This window comes from Leisingera coralii (assembly GCF_049056525.1).
Taxonomy (GTDB): domain Bacteria; phylum Pseudomonadota; class Alphaproteobacteria; order Rhodobacterales; family Rhodobacteraceae; genus Leisingera; species Leisingera coralii.
The window spans coordinates 25,930-44,458 of the sequence record NZ_JBHUPT010000015.1 but is presented as its reverse complement, the minus strand read 5'-3'; the positions used below and the strand labels follow the sequence as shown (position 1 = coordinate 44,458).

General features: G+C 63.5%; 17 protein-coding genes. 1 reads left to right on the top strand and 16 read right to left on the bottom strand.

Features of this window, described 5'->3' with window-relative positions; all coding sequences use genetic code 11:
* Positions 1 to 90 precede the first annotated feature (90 nt).
* From ACFMBG_RS06165 to ACFMBG_RS06090, 16 genes are all read right to left on the bottom strand, one after another.
* On the bottom strand, positions 91 to 1,296 hold the full coding sequence (locus ACFMBG_RS06165) for a DegT/DnrJ/EryC1/StrS family aminotransferase (protein ID WP_421053827.1): 1,206 nt from the start codon (positions 1,294 to 1,296) through the stop codon (positions 91 to 93).
* A gap of 145 nt (positions 1,297 to 1,441) precedes the next feature.
* The gene (locus ACFMBG_RS06160) at positions 1,442 to 2,752 is read right to left on the bottom strand and encodes an NAD(P)/FAD-dependent oxidoreductase (protein ID WP_421053826.1); all 1,311 of its coding nucleotides are present in this window, start codon (positions 2,750 to 2,752) and stop codon (positions 1,442 to 1,444) included.
* 106 nt (positions 2,753 to 2,858) lie between these two features.
* The gene (locus ACFMBG_RS06155) at positions 2,859 to 4,217 is read right to left on the bottom strand and encodes a glutamine synthetase family protein (protein WP_421053825.1); all 1,359 of its coding nucleotides are present in this window, start codon (positions 4,215 to 4,217) and stop codon (positions 2,859 to 2,861) included.
* Complete coding sequence (locus tag ACFMBG_RS06150) at positions 4,217 to 4,897, bottom strand: type 1 glutamine amidotransferase (protein ID WP_421053824.1); 681 nt, start codon at positions 4,895 to 4,897, stop codon at positions 4,217 to 4,219. Before ACFMBG_RS06150 ends, ACFMBG_RS06155 begins: the two co-directional genes overlap by 1 nt.
* Before the next feature lie 69 nt (positions 4,898 to 4,966).
* Positions 4,967 to 6,301, bottom strand: a complete 1,335-nt coding sequence (locus tag ACFMBG_RS06145) for a glutamine synthetase family protein (RefSeq protein WP_421053823.1) — start codon at positions 6,299 to 6,301, stop codon at positions 4,967 to 4,969.
* Positions 6,302 to 6,493: 192 nt separating this feature from the next.
* Positions 6,494 to 7,300, bottom strand: coding sequence for an ABC transporter permease (locus tag ACFMBG_RS06140; RefSeq protein ID WP_421053822.1), 807 nt, complete (start codon positions 7,298 to 7,300; stop codon positions 6,494 to 6,496).
* Positions 7,297 to 8,181 (bottom strand): ABC transporter permease, encoded by an 885-nt coding sequence (locus ACFMBG_RS06135; RefSeq protein WP_421053821.1) that lies wholly within the window; start codon positions 8,179 to 8,181, stop codon positions 7,297 to 7,299. Before ACFMBG_RS06135 ends, ACFMBG_RS06140 begins: the two co-directional genes overlap by 4 nt.
* Before the next feature lie 111 nt (positions 8,182 to 8,292).
* The gene (locus tag ACFMBG_RS06130; protein ID WP_421053820.1) at positions 8,293 to 9,000 is read right to left on the bottom strand and encodes a transporter substrate-binding domain-containing protein; all 708 of its coding nucleotides are present in this window, start codon (positions 8,998 to 9,000) and stop codon (positions 8,293 to 8,295) included.
* A gap of 45 nt (positions 9,001 to 9,045) precedes the next feature.
* On the bottom strand, positions 9,046 to 9,825 hold the full coding sequence (locus ACFMBG_RS06125; protein ID WP_421053819.1) for an ABC transporter ATP-binding protein: 780 nt from the start codon (positions 9,823 to 9,825) through the stop codon (positions 9,046 to 9,048).
* Positions 9,826 to 9,960: 135 nt separating this feature from the next.
* Complete coding sequence (locus ACFMBG_RS06120; protein ID WP_421053818.1) at positions 9,961 to 10,734, bottom strand: phosphate/phosphite/phosphonate ABC transporter substrate-binding protein; 774 nt, start codon at positions 10,732 to 10,734, stop codon at positions 9,961 to 9,963.
* Positions 10,731 to 11,171 carry a tellurite resistance TerB family protein gene (locus ACFMBG_RS06115; RefSeq protein ID WP_421053817.1) on the bottom strand — a complete coding sequence of 147 codons (441 nt, stop codon included), beginning with the start codon at positions 11,169 to 11,171 and terminating at the stop codon, positions 10,731 to 10,733. Before ACFMBG_RS06115 ends, ACFMBG_RS06120 begins: the two co-directional genes overlap by 4 nt.
* Positions 11,171 to 11,632, bottom strand: a complete 462-nt coding sequence (locus tag ACFMBG_RS06110; RefSeq protein ID WP_421053841.1) for a tellurite resistance TerB family protein — start codon at positions 11,630 to 11,632, stop codon at positions 11,171 to 11,173. Before ACFMBG_RS06110 ends, ACFMBG_RS06115 begins: the two co-directional genes overlap by 1 nt.
* A 43-nt stretch (positions 11,633 to 11,675) precedes the next feature.
* Positions 11,676 to 11,969: a DUF1330 domain-containing protein gene (locus ACFMBG_RS06105; protein WP_421053816.1), complete on the bottom strand. Its 294-nt coding sequence runs from the start codon at positions 11,967 to 11,969 to the stop codon at positions 11,676 to 11,678.
* 198 nt (positions 11,970 to 12,167) lie between these two features.
* Positions 12,168 to 15,239, bottom strand: coding sequence for a valine--tRNA ligase (locus ACFMBG_RS06100; RefSeq protein WP_421053815.1), 3,072 nt, complete (start codon positions 15,237 to 15,239; stop codon positions 12,168 to 12,170).
* A gap of 369 nt (positions 15,240 to 15,608) precedes the next feature.
* Positions 15,609 to 16,433, bottom strand: coding sequence for a 3-methyl-2-oxobutanoate hydroxymethyltransferase (locus tag ACFMBG_RS06095; RefSeq protein WP_421053814.1), 825 nt, complete (start codon positions 16,431 to 16,433; stop codon positions 15,609 to 15,611).
* A 70-nt stretch (positions 16,434 to 16,503) separates the two neighbouring features.
* Entirely contained in the window at positions 16,504 to 17,505 is a 1,002-nt protein-coding gene (locus ACFMBG_RS06090; protein ID WP_421053813.1) for a sterol desaturase family protein, read from the bottom strand.
* Positions 17,506 to 17,645: 140 nt separating this feature from the next.
* Here ACFMBG_RS06090 and ACFMBG_RS06085 point away from each other — a divergent pair, with 140 nt between their 5' ends.
* Positions 17,646 to 18,527, top strand: coding sequence for a LysR family transcriptional regulator (locus tag ACFMBG_RS06085; RefSeq protein ID WP_421053812.1), 882 nt, complete (start codon positions 17,646 to 17,648; stop codon positions 18,525 to 18,527).
* Positions 18,528 to 18,529: the final 2 nt, after the last annotated feature.

The following is an 18,529-nucleotide window of genomic DNA, read 5'->3' as shown; positions in this document are numbered from 1 at the left end:
CGGCAAGGTGGACGGCACATCCCAGGATTGCAATCACGAAAAAGCCCCGGCGCGGGGCCGGGGCTGCAACTGTCAGGTTTTGGCTGCGTCTCAGGCGGCGGCCTTGCCCATGGTTTCTTCAACCGCACCCAGCAGGATGTCCGCAATCACGTCCAGCTCCGCCCGGGTCAGCCGCACCGGCAGCCGCACATCGCAGGCCTTCATCAGCATTGCGCGGGTTTGCGGCAGGTCGGGCACGTCGCGCAGGAACTGCCAGTTCCAGAAGGCGCGGGCGTTGTCGGTGGAAAGGCCAAAGACCTGCACCTTGACACCCTTGGCTTCGGCGGCGATGGCAAAGGCGCGGGTCTGCTCCTCGCTGAGGCCCACCAGGTTGAACTGGATCGAATCCGGCGCGCGGCGCTCCGGGCCCAGCGGCTCCGGCACGTGGAAGAAGGGCGAGCCGTTCAGCCGCTCTGCCACGTAGTCGTGGTTGGCCAGCCCGTCGCGCACCCGGCGCGCCAGCTCCGGCAGCTGCGGGCGGATCACGGCCGCCGACAGGTTGCTCATCCGCAGGTTATAGAGCGGCAGCTGGTTCTGCCACTTGGCAAAGGCCTGTTCCAGGTCCGGGGTGTTTTCCCCATGCGGGCCCTTGTGCTTTTTCCAGTTGCGCTCATAGGCGCCGGACATGATCACGGCGCGGGCAATCAGGTCGGCGTCGTCGGTGATCAGGATGCCGCCTTCGCCGGCGTTGACCATCTTGTAGGACTGGAACGAGAAGCAGCCCACCTTGCCGATGGTGCCGATGTTCCGGCCGTTCCAAGTGGTGCCCAGCGAATGGGCCGCGTCCTCGACCACCGGGATGCCGCGGGCATCGCACAGCGCCATGATCGCATCCATGTCGGAGGTATGGCCGCGCATGTGGCTGATGATCACCGCCTGCACGCCGTCCAGCTTGGCCTCGAAATCACCCATGTCGATGCGGTAATTCTCACCCACCTCGCACAGCACCGGCACGCAGTCGGCATGAACGACCGAGGAGGGGACGGCGGCAAAGGTGAATGCGGGGATCAGCACCCGCGCATCGCGCGGCAGGCCAAGCGCTTTCAGCGACAGGAACAATGCTGCGGAGCAGGAGGAGACCGCCAGCGCATACTTGCTGCCCAGAAGTTCGGCGTATTCCTGTTCCAGCAGCGTGACCGGCGCATCTTCGGGCGCGGTATAGCGGAAGAGATCGCCGGATTGCATCAGCGCGTCGATGGCCTCGCGGGCGGCTGCGGGAATGGGTTCAGCGTCATGAACGTTGGGCGGCAGGGCCATATTTCAAAATCCTGAATTGTTTCTTCAGGAAACGTAAAACTAAGCACTGCGGATGCCAAGACCGGACGCGGCGGAATTTGCCGCCCCCGGCGAGATTTCACACAACTGTTGCGAAGTTGCGCGGAAACCGGCTCAGGCGCTGGGGTTAGACCCCCAGCCGGTCGCGCAGGGCAAACCAGGTCATCGCCAGCACCAGGAGCGGCGAGCGCATCCGCGGCCCGCCGGGGAAGCGCGGTGCAGGGACGCGGGCCATGGTGTCAAAGCCTTCGGCCTCGCCCCGGATGGCCTGGGCCATCAGCTGGCCTGCATGGGTTGCGGTGCCGACGCCGTGGCCGGAATAGCCGGAGGCGGTCAGCACGTTGGGTGCCAGCCGCGCCAGGTACGGCATCCGCTTCATGGTGATGCCCAGAGTACCGCCCCAGGCGTAGTCGATCTTCACGTCTTTCAGGCGCGGGAAGATCTCCGTCATCGGCTTTCGCACGGTGGCAGAGATGTCGGCCGGGAAGCGGTAGCCATAGCTTTCGCCGCCGCCGAACAGCAGCCGCTTGTCATGGCTGAGGCGGAAGTAGTTCACCACGAATTTGGTATCGGCCACCGCCACGTCGCGGGTCAGGACCCGGGCGGCGTCCTCTCCCAGCGGCTCGGTGGCCACCACGAAATTGTTGATCGGCATCACCCGCGCAGCCACTTGCCCGTTCAGCCCGCCCAGGTAGCCGTTGCAGGCAAGGATCAGGTGATCGGCGGTGACGCTGCCGCCCGCAGTGCGGATGCGCAGCTTGGCGCCGTCCTGGATGTCCAGAACTTCGCTGCCTTCAAAAATCCTGGTGCCTGCCGCGGCGGCGGCACGGGCCAGGCTGAAAGCATAGTTCAATGGGTGAAGGTGGCCCGCACCATGATCCAGGATGCCGCCCTTGTAGGCGGGCGAGGGGCACATGGCCCAGCAGGCGTCCTTGTCGAGCAGCTCAATGCTGCTGTAGCCGTACCGGTCCTGCAGGTGGCGGCCATAGTCGTGCAGCTCTGCCGCTTCCTTTTCGGAGAAGGCGGTCCAGGCGACGCCGGGCTTCAGATGGCAGTCCTGGCCGTGGCGCGCGATCAGCGATTTCACCAGGTCCTTGGCATCCTCGCCCAATTGCCAGAGCTTCTGCGCCTCCGGCCCGCCCATCAGCGCTTCCAGCCCTTCCTGGTCCATCCGCTGGCCGCTGCCAAGCTGGCCGCCGTTGCGCCCGGAGGCGCCAAAACCCACCCGTTGCGCTTCCAGCAGCACCACGGACATTCCGGCTTCCGCCAGGTGCAGAGCCGCGGACAGGCCGGTATAGCCGCCGCCAACGATGCAGACATCCGCCTTCACCTCCCCCTGGAGGGCCGCAAAGCGCTCCATCGGAATGGCGGTTGCCGCATACCAGCTGTTCGGGTATTCGCCCTTGCGGTCATTGGAATAGAGCAGGTTCATCCCCATCGCGCACCTCTTTTGAGTGCAGATGCCCGCTCGGACAGCCTGCACTTCTTCTTTGCAAAAATACTCAATTGCACTGGCGCTGCACCGGAGCGCAGCGCCGGAGTTCTTACACGTTCATCAGCAGATGCTCGCGCTCCCAGGGCGAGATCACCTGCAGGAACTCCTCGTATTCCGCCCGCTTCACGGCGGAATAGACCCGGGCAAATTCAGGCCCCAGGATCTCGTGCAACTCCGTGGCTTCGTCGAACAGGTCCAGCGCCTGGCCCATCACCTGCGGGATATCGCCGTCGCCTTCATAGGCGTCACCCTTGAACTGCTTGCGCGGGCGTTCCTCGTTGACCAGGCCAAGGTAGCCGCAGGCCAGCGACAGGGCGATGCCCAGATAGGGGTTGCAGTCCATGCCGGCGATGCGGTTTTCCACCCGCCGCGCCTCGGGGCCGGACAGCGGGATGCGGATGCCGGTGGTGCGGTTGTCGCGCGCCCATTCCAGGTTGATCGGCGCGGCGTGGTCCTTCACGTAGCGGCGGTAGGAGTTCACGTAGGGCGCCATGACCGCAAGGCCTGCGGGCAGGTGGTTCTGCAAACCGGCAATGAAGTTGTAGAACGCATCCGTCTCGCCGCCCTGCGGGCCGGAGAAGATGTTCTGGCCGGTTTCCAGGTCGATCACCGAATGGTGGATATGCATGGCTGAGCCCGGCTCATCCTCGATCGGCTTGGCCATGAAGGTGGCAAAGCAGTCGTGACGCAATGCCGCCTCGCGGATCAGCCGTTTGAAGTAGAACACCTCATCCGCCAGCTTGACCGGATCGCCGTGGCGCAGGTTGATCTCCAGCTGGCCGGCGCCGCCTTCCTGGGTGATGCCGTCGATCTCAAACCCCTGGTGCTCGGCAAAGTCGTAGATGTCGTCGATCACCGGGCCGAACTCGTCCACCGCGGTCATCGAATAGGCCTGCCGTGCCGCAGCCGGGCGGCCGGAGCGGCCCATCATCGGCTCGATCTCCTTGGCCGGGTCGATGTTTCGCGCGACCAGGAAAAACTCCATTTCCGGTGCCACCACCGGTTTCCAGCCCCTGTCACGGTACAGCTGCACCACGCGCTTCAGCACGTTGCGCGGGCTGTAGGGGATCGGCTGATCGTGCCGGTCATAGGCGTCATGGATCACCTGCAGGGTCCAGTCGCCGGTCCAGGGTGCGGCGGTCGCGGTGGACATGTCCGGCTTCAGCGTCATGTCCTTTTCGATCCAGCCGTCCTCGTCCGCGGCATCGGCCCAGTCCCCGGTGATGGTCTGGTAGAAGATGCTGTCCGGCAGATGGAAATAATCGGTCTTTGCAAACTTCGATGCCGGTACCGCCTTGCCACGGGCGATACCGGGAAGGTCCGAGATAACGCATTCAACTTCGTCGAGACGACGGCCCTCCAGATAGGTTTTTGCTGCTTCGGGAAGGGCGTCGAGCCAGGCTGACATTAGGTCCTCTCTTTCCTGTAAAACTCTGCGAGGAAGGTTGCGATTTCGGGGTTGTCCACGGGGGCGTCCAGATCGGCTGCGGCGCGGTCGAGCAGATCGTCCGGCACGACACCGCGGCCGCGTTTTTCGATCAGGCCGCCAACAAAGGCGCTGGGGAATTCAGGGTGGGGCTGCCAGGAGATGATGTGTTCGCCATAGGCCAGGATGCCGTTCCGGCAGAAATCATTTCCGCCAAGAATACGGGCCCCGCCGGGCAGCTCCACAACCTGGTCCTGGTGCCAGGCATTCAGGGTTAGCGGGCCGTCCTGCGTCTGGTAGGTGACGCGGCCCACGGCCCAGCCGCCCTCGAACTTGGCGACCTTGCCGCCAAGCGCCTGGGCGATGATCTGATGGCCAAAGCAGATGCCGGCCAGCGGCTGCTTGCGCGCGTTGATGGCGCGGATCAGATCCTCCAGCGGCGGGATCCAGGCGTGATCCTCATAGGCGCCGTGCTTGGAGCCGGTGATCAGCCAGCCGTCGGCGTCCTGGGGGCCATCCGGGAAGATGCCGTCGACCACGGCCCAGGTCTGAAACTCGAACCCGTTGCCGTCCAGCATGTCGCGGAACATGGCGTCGTAATCGCCGAACGGGCCAAACAGGTCTTCGGGGGAGTGGCCGGTTTGCAGGATGCCGATTTTCATAAGTCACCAGTATCAGATTGCGTGCTGCGCGGAAGGTAGCCCGCCGCCAGGACGGCGGGCAAGCGGCCGTCAGACCGTATCCAGGTAGATCTCGACCCGCTCCTCCGGGGTGAGCTCTTCCATGTAGTGCAGCTCCTGGCGCTTGGTCAGCACCATGTTGCGGATCATCTCGGCAGAGAAAAAATGCGGGATGATGTCCGAGTTTTCGAACGCGTCGATGGCACTTTGCCAGGTGTTGGGAACCTGCGGGAGGTCGAGCGCATAGGCATTGCCGGTGATCGGCTCCGAGGGCTCGATCCTGTTCTCGATCCCGTAGAGCGCCGCCCCAAGGATGGCGGTCAGCATCAGGTAGGGGTTCACGTCGCCGCCGGCAAAGCGGTGCTCGATCCGGCGTGCCTTGGGGCTGCCCGAGGGAACGCGGATGGCGGCGGTCCGGTTCTCGTAGGCCCAGCAGATGCCGGTGGGGGCGTGGGCGCCCGGGACCATCCGGTCATAGCTGTTGCCATGCGGCGCAAAGACCAGGGTGGAATCGCTCATCGCCTTCAGGCAGCCGCCGACGGCATGGCGCATGGCATCGGTGCCCTTGGGGCCGCCATCGTCAAAGATGTTGTTGCCGTCCTGATCCAGCACCGAGAAATGGGTGTGCAGGCCGTTGCCGGCGTAATCCTCATACGGTTTCGCCATAAAGCTGGCGGCAAAGCCGTGGCGGCGGGCAAGCCCCTTGACCAGCATCTTGAACAGCCAGGCGTCGTCAGCGGCGCGCAGCGCGTCGGGTCCGTGCATCAGGTTGATCTCGAACTGGCCCAGGCCCGCCTCGGAAATCGCGGTGTCGGCGGGGATGTCCATATCCTCGCAGGCGTCATAGAGGTCGGTGAAGAAGGTGTCGAACTGGTCCAGCGCCCGGATCGACATGGTCTCCGCCGCCTTGCGGCGCTTGCCGGAGCGGGGCGATGTCGGCACCTGCAGGTTCTTGCCGCTGTCGTCGATCAGGAAGAATTCCAGCTCGACCGCGACCACCGGGGTCAGCCCCAGTTCCTTGTAGCGGTCGACCACGGCGCGCAGCGCATGGCGCGGGTCGCCGTCATAGGGGCGGCCGTCTTCGCGGTACATCCAGATCGGCAGCAGGGCGGAGGGCGATTCCAGCCAGGGCATCGGCACAAAGCCGCGCTCGGTCGGCTTCAGAACCCCGTCAGCATCGCCGGTCTCGAATACCAGCGGGCTGTCGTCGATATCCTCGCCCCAGATGTCCAGGTTGAGAACCGACAGCGGAAAGCGGGTGCCTTCCTCGACCGCCTTGTCGGCAAAGCGGGCAGGGACACGCTTGCCCCGGGCCTGACCGTTGATGTCCGCCGCCGCAACGCGGATGGTGCGCACGTGCGGGTTTTTCCTGAGCCAGTTCTTCATCCAATCACCTGACGGTTTCGGGGGCACCGCCGGCCTCAGGCGCCCCCGGACGGGGCGCAGCAGGGCCGGGGCAGCTTTTCACCCCTGGTCCAATTTTTTGATCATAATCCAGCGTAGCCTGGATTTTGCCCATGAACTCGCAGGATTCCGCGGTCAGTCGGCCCGGCTGTGAATTTGATCAAATAATGGATACTACCGGATCAGATTAGGACGCAAGCGAAATTTTCTCCGCCGTTCCTGGGGCAGGTGCTTGTTCAGCCGTTTGTTCACCAGGCCGAAGACGGCGATGATCACCAGCGTCAGCAGGATGAAGTAGAACGCAAGGATCGGGTAGGGGATGAACGGGTTGAAGGTCTTGTCGGCAAAATAGTTGGCATAATAGAGCGCATCGCCCTGCTGCCGCCAGGCCGGGAAGCCGGAGAAGAACACCAGTGTGGTGGCGTGGAACAGGAAGATCGCCTCGTTGGTGTAGGCGGGCCAGGCCAGCCGAAGCATTGTCGGGAAGGTGATGCGGCGGAACCGGGTCCAGCCGGTCATGCCATAGGCGTCGGCGGCCTCGATATCGCCCTTGGGGATCGACAGCAGCGCGCCATAGAAAATTTCGCCGGAGTAGGCGGCGGTGTTGAAGAACAGCACGACCAGTGCGCCCAGCCAGGCCGAGGTGAACGGGTCGAAGAAGCTGGAGACGCTCTTGAGGCTGAGGAAGCAGGCATAGGCAAAGAAGAACTGGATGAACAGCGGGCTGCCTCGGAACACGAAAATGAACCACTCCGCCGGTTTGCGCCACAGCGGGTTTGGGCTGGACTTGCCGACCGCCAGGGCAACCGCCAGGAAGAAACCGGTCATCAGCGCCAGCACGCCGAAGTAGACATTCCAGATCAGGCCGGAGCCGATCAGGGTGAAATGCTCGCACAGGGTATACTCGCCGCGCGGCAGCAGCCGTTCGCCAAAACCCAGGGAACGGAAGGCATAGGCCTGGATGGTTTCAACGCAACTCATGCCGCTGCCTTTCTTTGTGCTTCGCCACCCGCAGTGGCCTGGCCTTTGGTCAGGCGCTTCATGATCCGGTCCAGCACCACTTCGGACACTTTGGTGAAGCAGAGGTAGAACACCAGCAGCGCGGCAAAGTACCAGACATGCCAGTTCGGGTGCGGGTAGTCGGTGAAGCGCGCGGTCTTGGTGCCGCCCAGTTCACGGGCCCAATAGACGATGTCCTCGACCCCCAGCAGGAACAAGAGCGGGGTGGACTTGATCAGCACCATCCAAAGGTTCGACAGCCCCGGCAGCGCATAGACCCACATCTGCGGCACCAGGATGCGCCAGAACGCCTGGCGGCGGGTCATGCCATAGGCTTCGGCGGTTTCGATCTGGGCCCGCGGCACGGCCCGCATGGCGCCGTAAAGAACGTTGGCGGCAAAGGCCCCGAAAACGATCGAGAAGGTCAGCACCGCCAGGAAGAAGCCGTAGGTTTCATGCACCCACTGCGGGGCGGACGACAGCGGCAGCTTGGCCGCGTCGCAGACCACAAAGTCGATGCCCTGGCGGATCGGCTGATCCCAGTCGGGGCATTTCACCTTGTGGCGCATCCACTCGAACGCCTGGTCGAGCGCGATGACGAAAAACAGGAAGAAGGCAATGTCCGGCACGCCGCGCACGATGCTGGTATAACCCTTGCCGAACCAGCGCAGCGGCGGGAACTTGGAGCGGGCGGCGCTGGCGGCGCCAAAGCCGAACAGCAGCGCAACCGGGGCGGTGATGGCCAGCAGGACCAGAACCACGACAACCGAGATATAGAGGTTCACATGCTTGCCGGTGGTCAGGTAGCAGCTGAGCCAGCTCAGCCCCTCAAGCGTTGATGGGTCCGTGCAGTAGGAAAACATGTTTGAGCCTGTCTTTCTCCGGTCGTGCCCGGCGCAATGTGCACCGGAAGAGAATGAATGAGGCCCGCGCGCCGCAGCGGCGGGCCTGCAAGATCCTGAAACAGGATCAGATTACCACTGGGAGGACACTTCCCACTTGGCGATCAGTTCGTTCAGCGAGCCGTCGTCTTTCATCGACTGGATCGCCGCATCGAACTTGCCGCGCAGTTCTGCGTCGGATTCACGGAAGCCCATGCCGACACCGCCGCCAAGCGATTCGGTGCGCTCCAGCATCACCAGATCATCGCCGATGACGGAATCGAGGAAGCTTTTGTCGGCCAGAACCGCGTCCGCTTCGCCGTTGCGCACAGCTGCGACGGTTTCTTCCGGGGTTGCGAATTCGACCAGGGTCCAGCCCTGCTCAGCGATGAAGGCGGCCTGGATGGTGGTGGCCTGGGCCGCGATCACACCGTTTTCCAGATCAACGTCAGTGGACTGGGCGACATAGGAGGACGGATCCGGCGGCGTGTAGGGCTGGGTGAAGTCAATGACCTCGTCACGCTCGTCGGTGATCGACATGCCGGCGATGATGGTGTCGTAGTTGCCGGAGACCAGGTTCGGAATGATCGAATCCCAGTCGTTCTTGACCCACTCGCAGGTCAGCTCGGCACGCTTGCACAGCTCGTCGCCCAGCTCACGCTCGAAGCCGTCGATCTCGCCCGCGTCGTTGACGAAGTTCCAAGGCGCATAGGCGCCTTCGGTGCCCATGCGCACGGTGTCCGCCAGGCCCATGCCCGCGGTCAGCGCCAGGGCGGCGGTGCCAAGGATCAGTGATTTCATAGTTAACTCCCGTTCTGTTTGGTTATTGGATTTGTTAGTTATTGCTCAATGCGCGTGGCGGGTCGAGGACAGGAACGCGCGCAGACGCTCGGAGCGGGTGCCACCGAACACTTCGTCCGGCGTGCCTTCCTCTTCGATCAGGCCCTGGTGCAAAAAGACGACGTGGCTGGAGACATCGGCGGCCATTTTCATGTCGTGGGTCACGATCATCATGGTGCGGCCTTCGGCAGCCAGATCCTTGATCACCTTGATCACTTCCTGTTCCAGTTCCGGATCCAGCGCAGAGGTGGGCTCATCGAACAGCAGCGCCTCGGGCTCCATGCACAGGCCGCGGGCGATCGCCGCGCGCTGCTGCTGGCCGCCGGACAGCTGGGCCGGGTAGACATCGCATTTGTCGCCGATCCCGACCTTGGTCAGGTAGTAGCGGGCTTTTTCCTCGACCTCTGCCTTGTCGCGGCCCAGCACGGTGACCGGCGCCTCCATCACGTTCTGCAGAATGGTCATATGGGACCACAGGTTGAACTGCTGGAACACCATGCTGAGGTTGGTGCGGATGCGCAGGATCTGCTTGGCGTCGGAGGGGCGGCGGTTCAGCCCCTGGCCGGTCCAGGTGACTGGTTCGCCCTTGAACAGGATCTCGCCCTGCTGGCTGTCCTCCAGCAGGTTGCAGCAGCGCAAAAGCGTCGACTTGCCCGACCCCGAAGACCCGATCAGCGAGACCACGTCACCCTTGTGGGCGGTGATATCCACGCCTTTGATCACTTCCAGCTCACCATAGGATTTGTGCAGGCCGCGGATTTGCAGAACGGGCGTTGTGTCGGTCAAGGTGTCTTTGTCCCTATGAGTGGAAATTCGTTCTTATTGGACCGAAAAAAAGACCGAATGCAACGTTCAAACCGCACAAGCTGGCACCGCAGGTGCCAAAATGACCGGTTGTGCCGCCGTTTTGGAAGGAGGCCGTTACGTCAGCTCCGCGGCGCGAATGCGCTGCCCGGTCAGCACCGGGCCGGGCGGGGTTGGCACCGCCAGATAGTCGCTGGGGGCGATCTGCTCCAGGCCATTCAGATGCAGCAGGCTGCGGGTCTCCGGATCCAGTCCGTGGATGGCGGATTCAATGGCGGAAAACAGCGCCTTGGTGTCGCCGCCCAGGGCGGTGATATAGGGCAGCGTCGGGGTTGGTTCGGTGCGATCGATCTCCGTCAGCCCCGCGGCGAAACCATCGTATTTGCGGACCATTTCCCAAGTCAGCGCGTCCAGCGCGGCAAAGTCGGTACGCCCTTCGGCCACGGCTTCGGCAGACAGCCGGTGGCCGCCGGTCTCCACCAGCGCGCCGGGCAGGATGCTGCGGTCATGCAGATGCATCATTGGCGCCGCCCAGCCAGACTGCGACAGCGCCTCGTTATAGGCAAAGCGGCGCCCGGCAAAGCTGCCAAGCGGCTGGCCCGCGTCCTCTTTGCGGGCGATAAAGACGCTGTTGTAATAGCCGGGCGGGCAGCCGGGCAGGCCGTAATCCGGGGTGCCCACCAGCTCCACCTCGCCATAAAGCCGGGTGCGGTAGGGGCAGCCGCAGGTTTGCGACAGCAGCAGGTCAGGCGATTTCCAGACCTCCCAGAAATCGGCGCCGCGGGTCAGCTGCTCGGGGCCGCCGCCAAGATGGTCGCGGATCGATGCCCAGAACCGGTCGTTTGCCGCAGCGGTTTCCGGGCGGTCGTACATTCCAAGATGAGCAATCATAAAGCAGTCTCTGCCCGTTTGCGCGCCTTTGCGCTGTCCACATCCGATACTCCCAGCAGGCTGGACGACAGCCGCAGGAGCGCGTCTTCATTCGCATCGCGGCGGCCGTCGGCCAGGGCAACCTGCCAGAGCGCCTCGATCACGCCGGTGCGGTCCTCATAGGCCACCGCGTCCTTGATCGCGCGGGTAAAGCGCACGGTGTCGGGCGCTTCGGCCTCCATCGCCTCGGCCTGTTCGCGCAGGATCAGCGCGCCGCCGGTGTCCAGCCCGTAGCGGGCGGCCAGGATGCGGTCGATGCGGTCCTTCTCCACCTCGGAATAGTTGTGGTCGGAGCGGGCAATCCGCACCAGCAGCGCCGTCAGCGCCAGCCGGGCACCCTCGTCATCCAGCGTGGCAGGTGCAGGCTCCAGCAGGCGGTGAAGAAGCTCCCGGAACATCAGCGCTCTCCAGCCGCACTGGCGATTTTTTCTTCGGCCCGGCTGCGGGCTTTCTGGCTGTCGGCATAAGACAGCCCCATCGCCTTGCGCGCGTCCTCGAGGATGGTGACTTCACCCTCGTGGGCGCTGCCGTCGGCCAGCACCACTTCCCAAAGCGCATCAAGCGCGGCAAGGCGTTCTTCCAGCCCGGTGGTTTCGCGGATCAGCCGCCCGAAGGTGTCTGTCTCCGGCGCCGCGGCGTGCAGCTTCTCGCAAGTGGCGCGCACCTTGGCGGCCTCGATCGCGTTGTGCTGGTACAGCCGCGCCAGGATCCGGTCGATCAGGCTGATCTCCTCCAGCTGGTATTCGCGGTCCGACTGCGCCACCCGCACCAGCAGCGCCCCCAGCGCCAGTTCAGCATCCGGATCGGGCAGGACCGGCGGTTCGGAGGGGCGGAAGGCTTGGAAGAATTTCTTGAGCAGGGGCATTCGGTGACCTCGGTCAGCTGCGCAACGGGGCGCGGGATTATTCGCCGTAGCCTTCGATGATTTCCATATCACCAGCGGAGACAGGATCACGCAAGGCCTTGGCGTCCTGGTAGGCCACTGAATCATAGCAGGCTTTTGCGGTAGCGAAATCCTTGAATTCGATCACCACCGTGCGCGACCTTGTCTGCCCTTCGCGTACTTCCTTCCGGCCGCCGCGCACCAGGAATTTCGCCCCGTATTCGGCAAAGACCGGGCCGTTTGCATTGATGTAATCCTTGTAGCGCTCCATGTCGTTCACATCCACATGGGCCACCCAGTATCCCTTGGGCATAGGCTGCAGCCTCCCTTCTTTTTATGTTTAAGCGCAGGCTGGAACAAAAGCGCGGCAAAGACAATGGGCCGGTTGTTAAGAATTTCCCCGTTCCGCCGGCAATTGCGCTCGCTTCACCGCCCCTGCAGCGGAACACGGAGCGCCCGCCGGAAAGGCGGGCGCTTTGGTTCCATGCTTGCAGCAGCGGCAGGGCCGGGATCAGCCGATCTCGGCCAGGCGCGCCAGCGCTTCCTTGACCTTGGCTTCTTCCTCTTCGCGCGCAGCGAGGTTTTCGCGGGCTTCCGCCACAACCTCTTCCGGCGCGGAGGCCGCGAATTTCGGGTTGTTCAGCCGCCCGCGCAACCCGCCCAGCTCCTTGGCCAGCTTGCCCAGGGTCTTCTCAAGACGCGCCTTTTCGGCATCCACGTCGATCACATCCGCAAGCGGCAGGCCGAAGGACGCACCGGGGGCCGCCACCGAGGCGCAGCCTTTGGGGAAGCTCTCGACCTGTTCCAGCGCGGTGATGCGGGCCAGCTTCTTGATCATTGCCTCGTTCTTCTCCCAGGCCGCGCGGGCCTGATCGGAGAACTCAGTCACCACCATCGGGATCTTGGCACCCGCCGGCACATGCATCTGCGCGCGGGTGGAGCGGATGTTTTCGATCGCGGTGATCACCCAGTTCATCTCCGCATCCGCATCGGCGTTCACCAGTTCGGTGCCATAGGTGGGCCAATCGGCATGCACCAGCATCTTCTCGCGCTTGGCGGTGTTGCCCCACAGCTCCTCGGTGATGAAGGGCATGATCGGGTGCAGCAGGATCATGCACTGATCCAGCACCCAGCCCAGCGTCTGGCGGGTTTCGGCGATCACCGCCTCATCCTCAGAGTTGAACAGGGGTTTGCTCAGCTCGATGTACCAGTCGCAGACCTTGCCCCAGACAAAGGCATAAAGCGCATTGGCCGCGTCGTTGAAGCGGTAGGCCTCCAGCGCCGCGTCCACCTCAACCCGCACCTTGGCGGTCTCGCCAATGATCCACTGGTTCACGGCAGCCTGCGCATCCGGGCAGTCATAGGCCGGAACTTCCGCATCATAGACGTTGTTGAAATGGGCAAAGTTCACCGCATTCCACAGCTTGGTGCCGAAGTTCCGGTAGCCCTTGAGCCGCTCCATATCCAGCTTCAGCACACCGCCTAGAGCCGCCATCGCAGCAGAGGAGAAGCGCAGCGCGTCGGCACCGAATTCCTCAATGATCTCCAGCGGGTCGACCACGTTGCCGGTGGATTTCGACATCTTCTTGCCCTTGGCGTCGCGCACGAGGCCATGCAGGTAGACGGTGTCGAATGGGATGCGCTTTTTGACCGGCAGGTTTTCGTCCAGCACCGCCAGTTGCATCATCATCATCCGGGCGACCCAGAAGAACAGGATGTCCTGCCCGGTGACCAGGGTCGAGGTCGGGAAATACTTCTCCATTTCCGGAGTGGCGTCCGGCCAGCCCAGGGTGCCGATCGGCCACAGGCCGGAGGAGAACCAGGTGTCTAGCACGTCGGGGTCGCGGAACATCGGCACCTGCATCGGCCCGTCAAAGCTGCGGATCGCGCCTTCGTCCTGGACATCCATCAGCTTGATCTGTTCGGCCAGGATCTGCGCCGCTTCCTGCTGATCGGCAACGATGCGGAATTCCGTGCCTTCGGCAGAGCTGAGCCGGGCCTTCTCCAGCGCCTCTTCCTCGGTCGCGGCACAGATCGGGTACCAGTCCTCTTCACCGGGGATATACCAGACCGGGATCTGATGGCCCCACCACAGCTGGCGCGAGATGCACCAGGGCTCGATGTTCTCCAGCCAGTGGTAATAGGTCTTCTCGCCCGATTCCGGCAGGATCTTCACATCGCCGTTGCGCACGGCATCCAGCGCCGGGCCGACGACCTTTTCCGCGTCCACGAACCACTGGTCTGTCAGCATCGGCTCGATGACAACCTTGGAGCGGTCGCCAAAGGGCTGCATGATCGGCTTGTTCTCGACGTAGGGTTCCTGCACCTCAACGTCTTCGCCGGTCTCGGGATCGGTCTTGGTGACGGTGTGCATCACCGCCAGGCCTTCGCTGGTGATCTGCTCCACCACCAGTTTGCGCGCCTCGAACCGGTCCAGGCCGCGCAGGTCGTCCGGCACCAGGTTGATGGTGTCGGCCTCATTCTCACTCAGGGTCTGTTCGCCCTTGGCCACTGCCATGGCGATACCCGCAGCCTCGGCATAAGACGCGCCGTCGTCGCGCATCTGGCCCTTGGTGTCCATCAGGCGGTACATCGGGATGCCGCCGCGCTTGGCGACCTGGTAGTCGTTGAAATCATGCGCGCCGGTGATCTTCACCGCGCCGGAGCCGAAGTCCGGGTCCGGGTATTCGTCGGTGATGATCGGGATCAGGCGGCGGTGCTCCTTGGGGCCCACCGGGATTTCACACAGCTTGCCGACGATGGGTGCGTAACGCTCATCCGAGGGGTGCACCGCAACCGCACCGTCGCCCAGCATGGTCTCGGGCCGGGTGGTGGCGATGGAGATATAGTCGCGCTCCTCCTCGAGGATCACGTTGCCGTCCGCGTCCTTCTCCACGTAGGTGTAGGTGGCACCATTCGCAAGCGGGTACTTGAAGTGCCACATGTGGCCCGCAACCTCGATGTTCTCCACCTCGAGGTCGGAAATCGCCGTTTCGAAATGCGGGTCCCAGTTGACCAGCCGCTTGCCGCGGTAGATCAGGCCCTTGTTGTACATCTCCACAAACACCTTGATCACGGCATCGTGGAAGTTGGGAGAGTTCTCGTGGCCCACGCGGGTATCACCCTGCGCGCCCGCCATGGTGAAGGCGGTGCGGGAGAAGTCGCAGGAGGCGCCGAGGCGTTTCAGCTGCTCAACGATAGTGCCGCCGGATTTCTCTTTCCACTCCCAGACTTTCTCCAGGAACTTCTCGCGGCCCAGCTCGCGGCGCGACGGCTGCTGGGTCTTGGCCAGCTCGCGCTCGACAACCATCTGGGTGGCGATCCCCGCATGGTCGGTGCCGGGCTGCCACAGGGTGTCGTAGCCTTGCATCCGCTTCCAGCGGATCAGGATGTCCTGCAGGGTGTTGTTGAAGGCGTGGCCCATGTGCAGCACGCCGGTGACGTTCGGCGGCGGGATCATGATGCAGTAGGTGGAGGCCTCCGGCTTGGCATTTGCGCCTGCCTTGAAACAGCCTGCGTCTTCCCAGGCCTTGTAAAGGCGGCTTTCGGCTTCAGCCGCGTTGAACGTCTTTTCCATCGCCATGCGTCTCGATCCCTCATGCAGTTGGGCGTTCAATTACCGAATGGCGGCAGGAAGGTGAAGGCGGATTCTGCCGCAAGCGGCCCGCCTGCGGCTGCCGGAGCGCTATTGGGTATTTGAGACCAGAAAGAAGCGGCAAGATTCCGTTAACCAGAATCGCGCCACTCTCCCTATGCGGTACAGGCTGGGGAGCCGATGACCGCACCAGGAAGAAGCGGCCCTTGCTCCTGGCATGACTATCCCTTGGCGGACGGACGGCCTGCGGGCAAGGGCACTTCGTTTGCTGCTTCTTTCTGGTTCCAAATACCCAATTGGCGCCGGAGGCGCTAAGGCCAGCGCGCGCCTGGGCGGGCGCGCACCGCTTTTCTCAGGTTACAGCTTGTCGAGCGCTTCGTGCAGTTTCTCCAGCTCGCCGTCGCGCATCGGTATCGCCTGAGCCTTGTAAGGGAAGTTCCTGGCGCGCACTTCCGACTGGAACTCCTGCAAGGCCTCCACCCGTTCCCGGTACATCTGCCTGTGCAGCCGGCCCAGGTCGCGGAAGGCGTGGGCATGGCGCGGCGGGTTTTCCGCTTCGCCGCAGATATCGGCCGTGAACAGGAAGATCACGTCGCCCGCATTGCCCGAGCCCAGCGAGATGGTGACGATGGATGTGCGATCATTCAGCAGCCGCAGGGTATCCTCGGCCACGCATTCAATCTCGCAGGCAAAGGCTCCGGCATTTTCGTAGCGTTTGAAGGTGTCGTGGATCTGCATCGCCTCTTCCGCGGTGCGGCCAAAGGCGCGCAGGCCGCCGCACCAGTGGCTGAGGGAGGGCACCAGCCCCATGTGCACCTGCACCGGGATGCCTTCCTTGGCGAGCATCTCTACCACGCCGTAAGAGCGGTTGGTGAAATACATGTCGGCGCCGTTCTCCATGCAGGTGATGGCATGGCGCATGATCTCGTCATTGGTGGCGAACTGGCCCCAGTTCATCGCGGTGCCGGCAAAATGGGTGGGGGCGATTTCGCGCGCCATGTCCAGATGCACGTCCCACAGCGTCAAGAGGTCGATGCCCGCGTCGACGCAGGCCCGGAGCTCGGCCTCGTTTGCCGGGTTGCACATGGTCAGGCGTTCACCTGTTTTCTTCAGGTCGATCAGATCCTTGACCGTGTAGTTGCGCTGCGCCGGGCGGCGGCCGAAGGTGTAGATGTTCTTCATGGGTTTCCCCTGTCGTGCAAATGGGAAAGCCGGGCCGTTGCCAGCCCGGCGGTCTAGCTGTGATGTGTGCCTACTCGGCCGCCCAGATCTTGCGGCGGCGCTCCTTGACCATTTCGTTGCCCTCATCGGTGCCGTCGTGGAAGGTGTTGAACCATTCATCCCAGGGCGTCTCCCAGGTGCCGTAGTTGCAGTCGAAGAACCGGTGGTGCAGCTGGTGGAAGAAGTCGCCGACCAGGAACTTGGCCTTGTTGCCGAACTTCACATGCTCGAACCCTGCGTGCGACGCCGGGGCGCCGATCCCGTGGTGGAACAGCAGGAAGATCGCGTGCACCGGGTGCGAGGGCAGCAGGAAGAAAATCATGGTGTCGAACATCAGAAAGAAGCTCTCCACCGGGTGCATCGCCAGGCCGGACCAGGGGCCGGTGTTGATGTTGCGGTGATGCCAGGCGTGCACCTTGGTATAGAGCACGCCCACATGCAGCAGCCGGTGCAGCCAGTAAAAGTGGAAGCCCGCCCAGATCGGGATGAAGACGGTCATCACCGTGAACCAGACCGGATTGCTCTCCAGCGTGATCATCGTCACCCAGCCGTTGGCATAGGCGTAAAGGATGAAGCTCTCCCAGAAGGTCCAGAAGGTGAGCGCCGGGCCCAAGGTCCAGAACATGTTGTCCCAGACCTGGTTCTTGAAGGTGAAAACCTTGGCGCCCTTCATCATCGGGCGCATGTCATAGCGGTATTCGTCGGCTTGGGTGCGGAACTTCCACAGCGCCAGATGCAGCCCGCCGGCCACCACCATCAGGATGCAGAAGTTTCTGAACCAGATCTCGAACACCCAGTCCCAGCTGAAGGTGGCGATGCGGTCCAGCGAGGGGGTGAAGAAGGTCCAGGTGATGATCGCAAACATCAGCAGCAGCGCCCGCAGTGCCAGCGGGTTCCAGCTTTGCAGCAGGTATCTGATCGAGGCCAGGGGCTTCATCGGCCAGTCCCAATAGGGAGAGGTCTGGATCGGCAGCTGGGGTGTGAAGTTCCAGATCTTGCGTTTGGGGCGCGGGGCGTTGGCGGGACCTGTCATGTCGCGTCTCTCATGTGGGTGGTGGAAGTGCGGCTGCCGCCGCGGGGTCTGTTCGCTGCCGGAAACCCTAGGCGGAAAGCGGGAAATCCCAGCACGGTATGTCTTGCCGGTTAGGCTAAGTTCTGCTTAGCCTGCTGCGTATGGCGACCCGGATCCCCTCTCTCAACTGGCTGCGCGTGTTCGAGGCGGCGGCGCGCACCGAAAGCTTTGCCCGCGCAGCGGCGCAGCTGAACATGTCGGCGGCGGCGGTCAGCCAGCAGGTCAAGGCGCTGGAGACGCAGCTGGGCACGCCGCTGTTTCACCGCCACGCCCATTCGGTGACGCTGACAGAGGCAGGGCGGGCTTATCTGCCATCCGTGCAGCAATCGCTTCTGATGCTGGAAACCGCCACCACCGGCCTGTTCGGGGAGAGCCGCGAGCAGCGGCTGTTTGTGCAGTCGGTATTGCTGTTTGCCCATGGAGTGCTGGCGCGGGGCCTGCCGCAGTTCCAGGCAGCGCATCCGCAGGTCAGCCTGGCGCTCAGCACCGGAAATATGGCGGCGGATTTTGCCAACCAGTTCACCGATCTGCAGATTGTCTTTGGCAACCCGTCACTGTTCGGCACCGAGGGGGACGAACTGCTGCGCGAGGTGCTCTATCCGGTTGCGCCGCCGGAGATTGCCGCGCTGATCCAGGCGCCGCAGGATTTGTTCCGGTTTCCGCTGATAGAGGTGTCCACCCACCGCGCCAGCTGGGTGCAGGTGTTTGAGCATCTGCGGCTCTCCCACGGGCAGGCACGCTATTTCTTCGCCGACAACTCGCTGATGGCGGCGGAGCTGTCGGCGCAGGGAATGGGAATAGCGCTGGCGCGGGCGCCTGCCTCTGACGCGGTGACCGCCGCCAGCGGGCTGGTGCGCTGCCTGCCGGAGGTCGAAGTGCCAGGGCAGGAGGCCTATCACCTGATCTACCCGGACCGGGGCACCATGCGCCCGGCTGCCAAGCTGTTCCGGGACTGGCTGCTGGACTACGTGCGGACCGTCTGAGC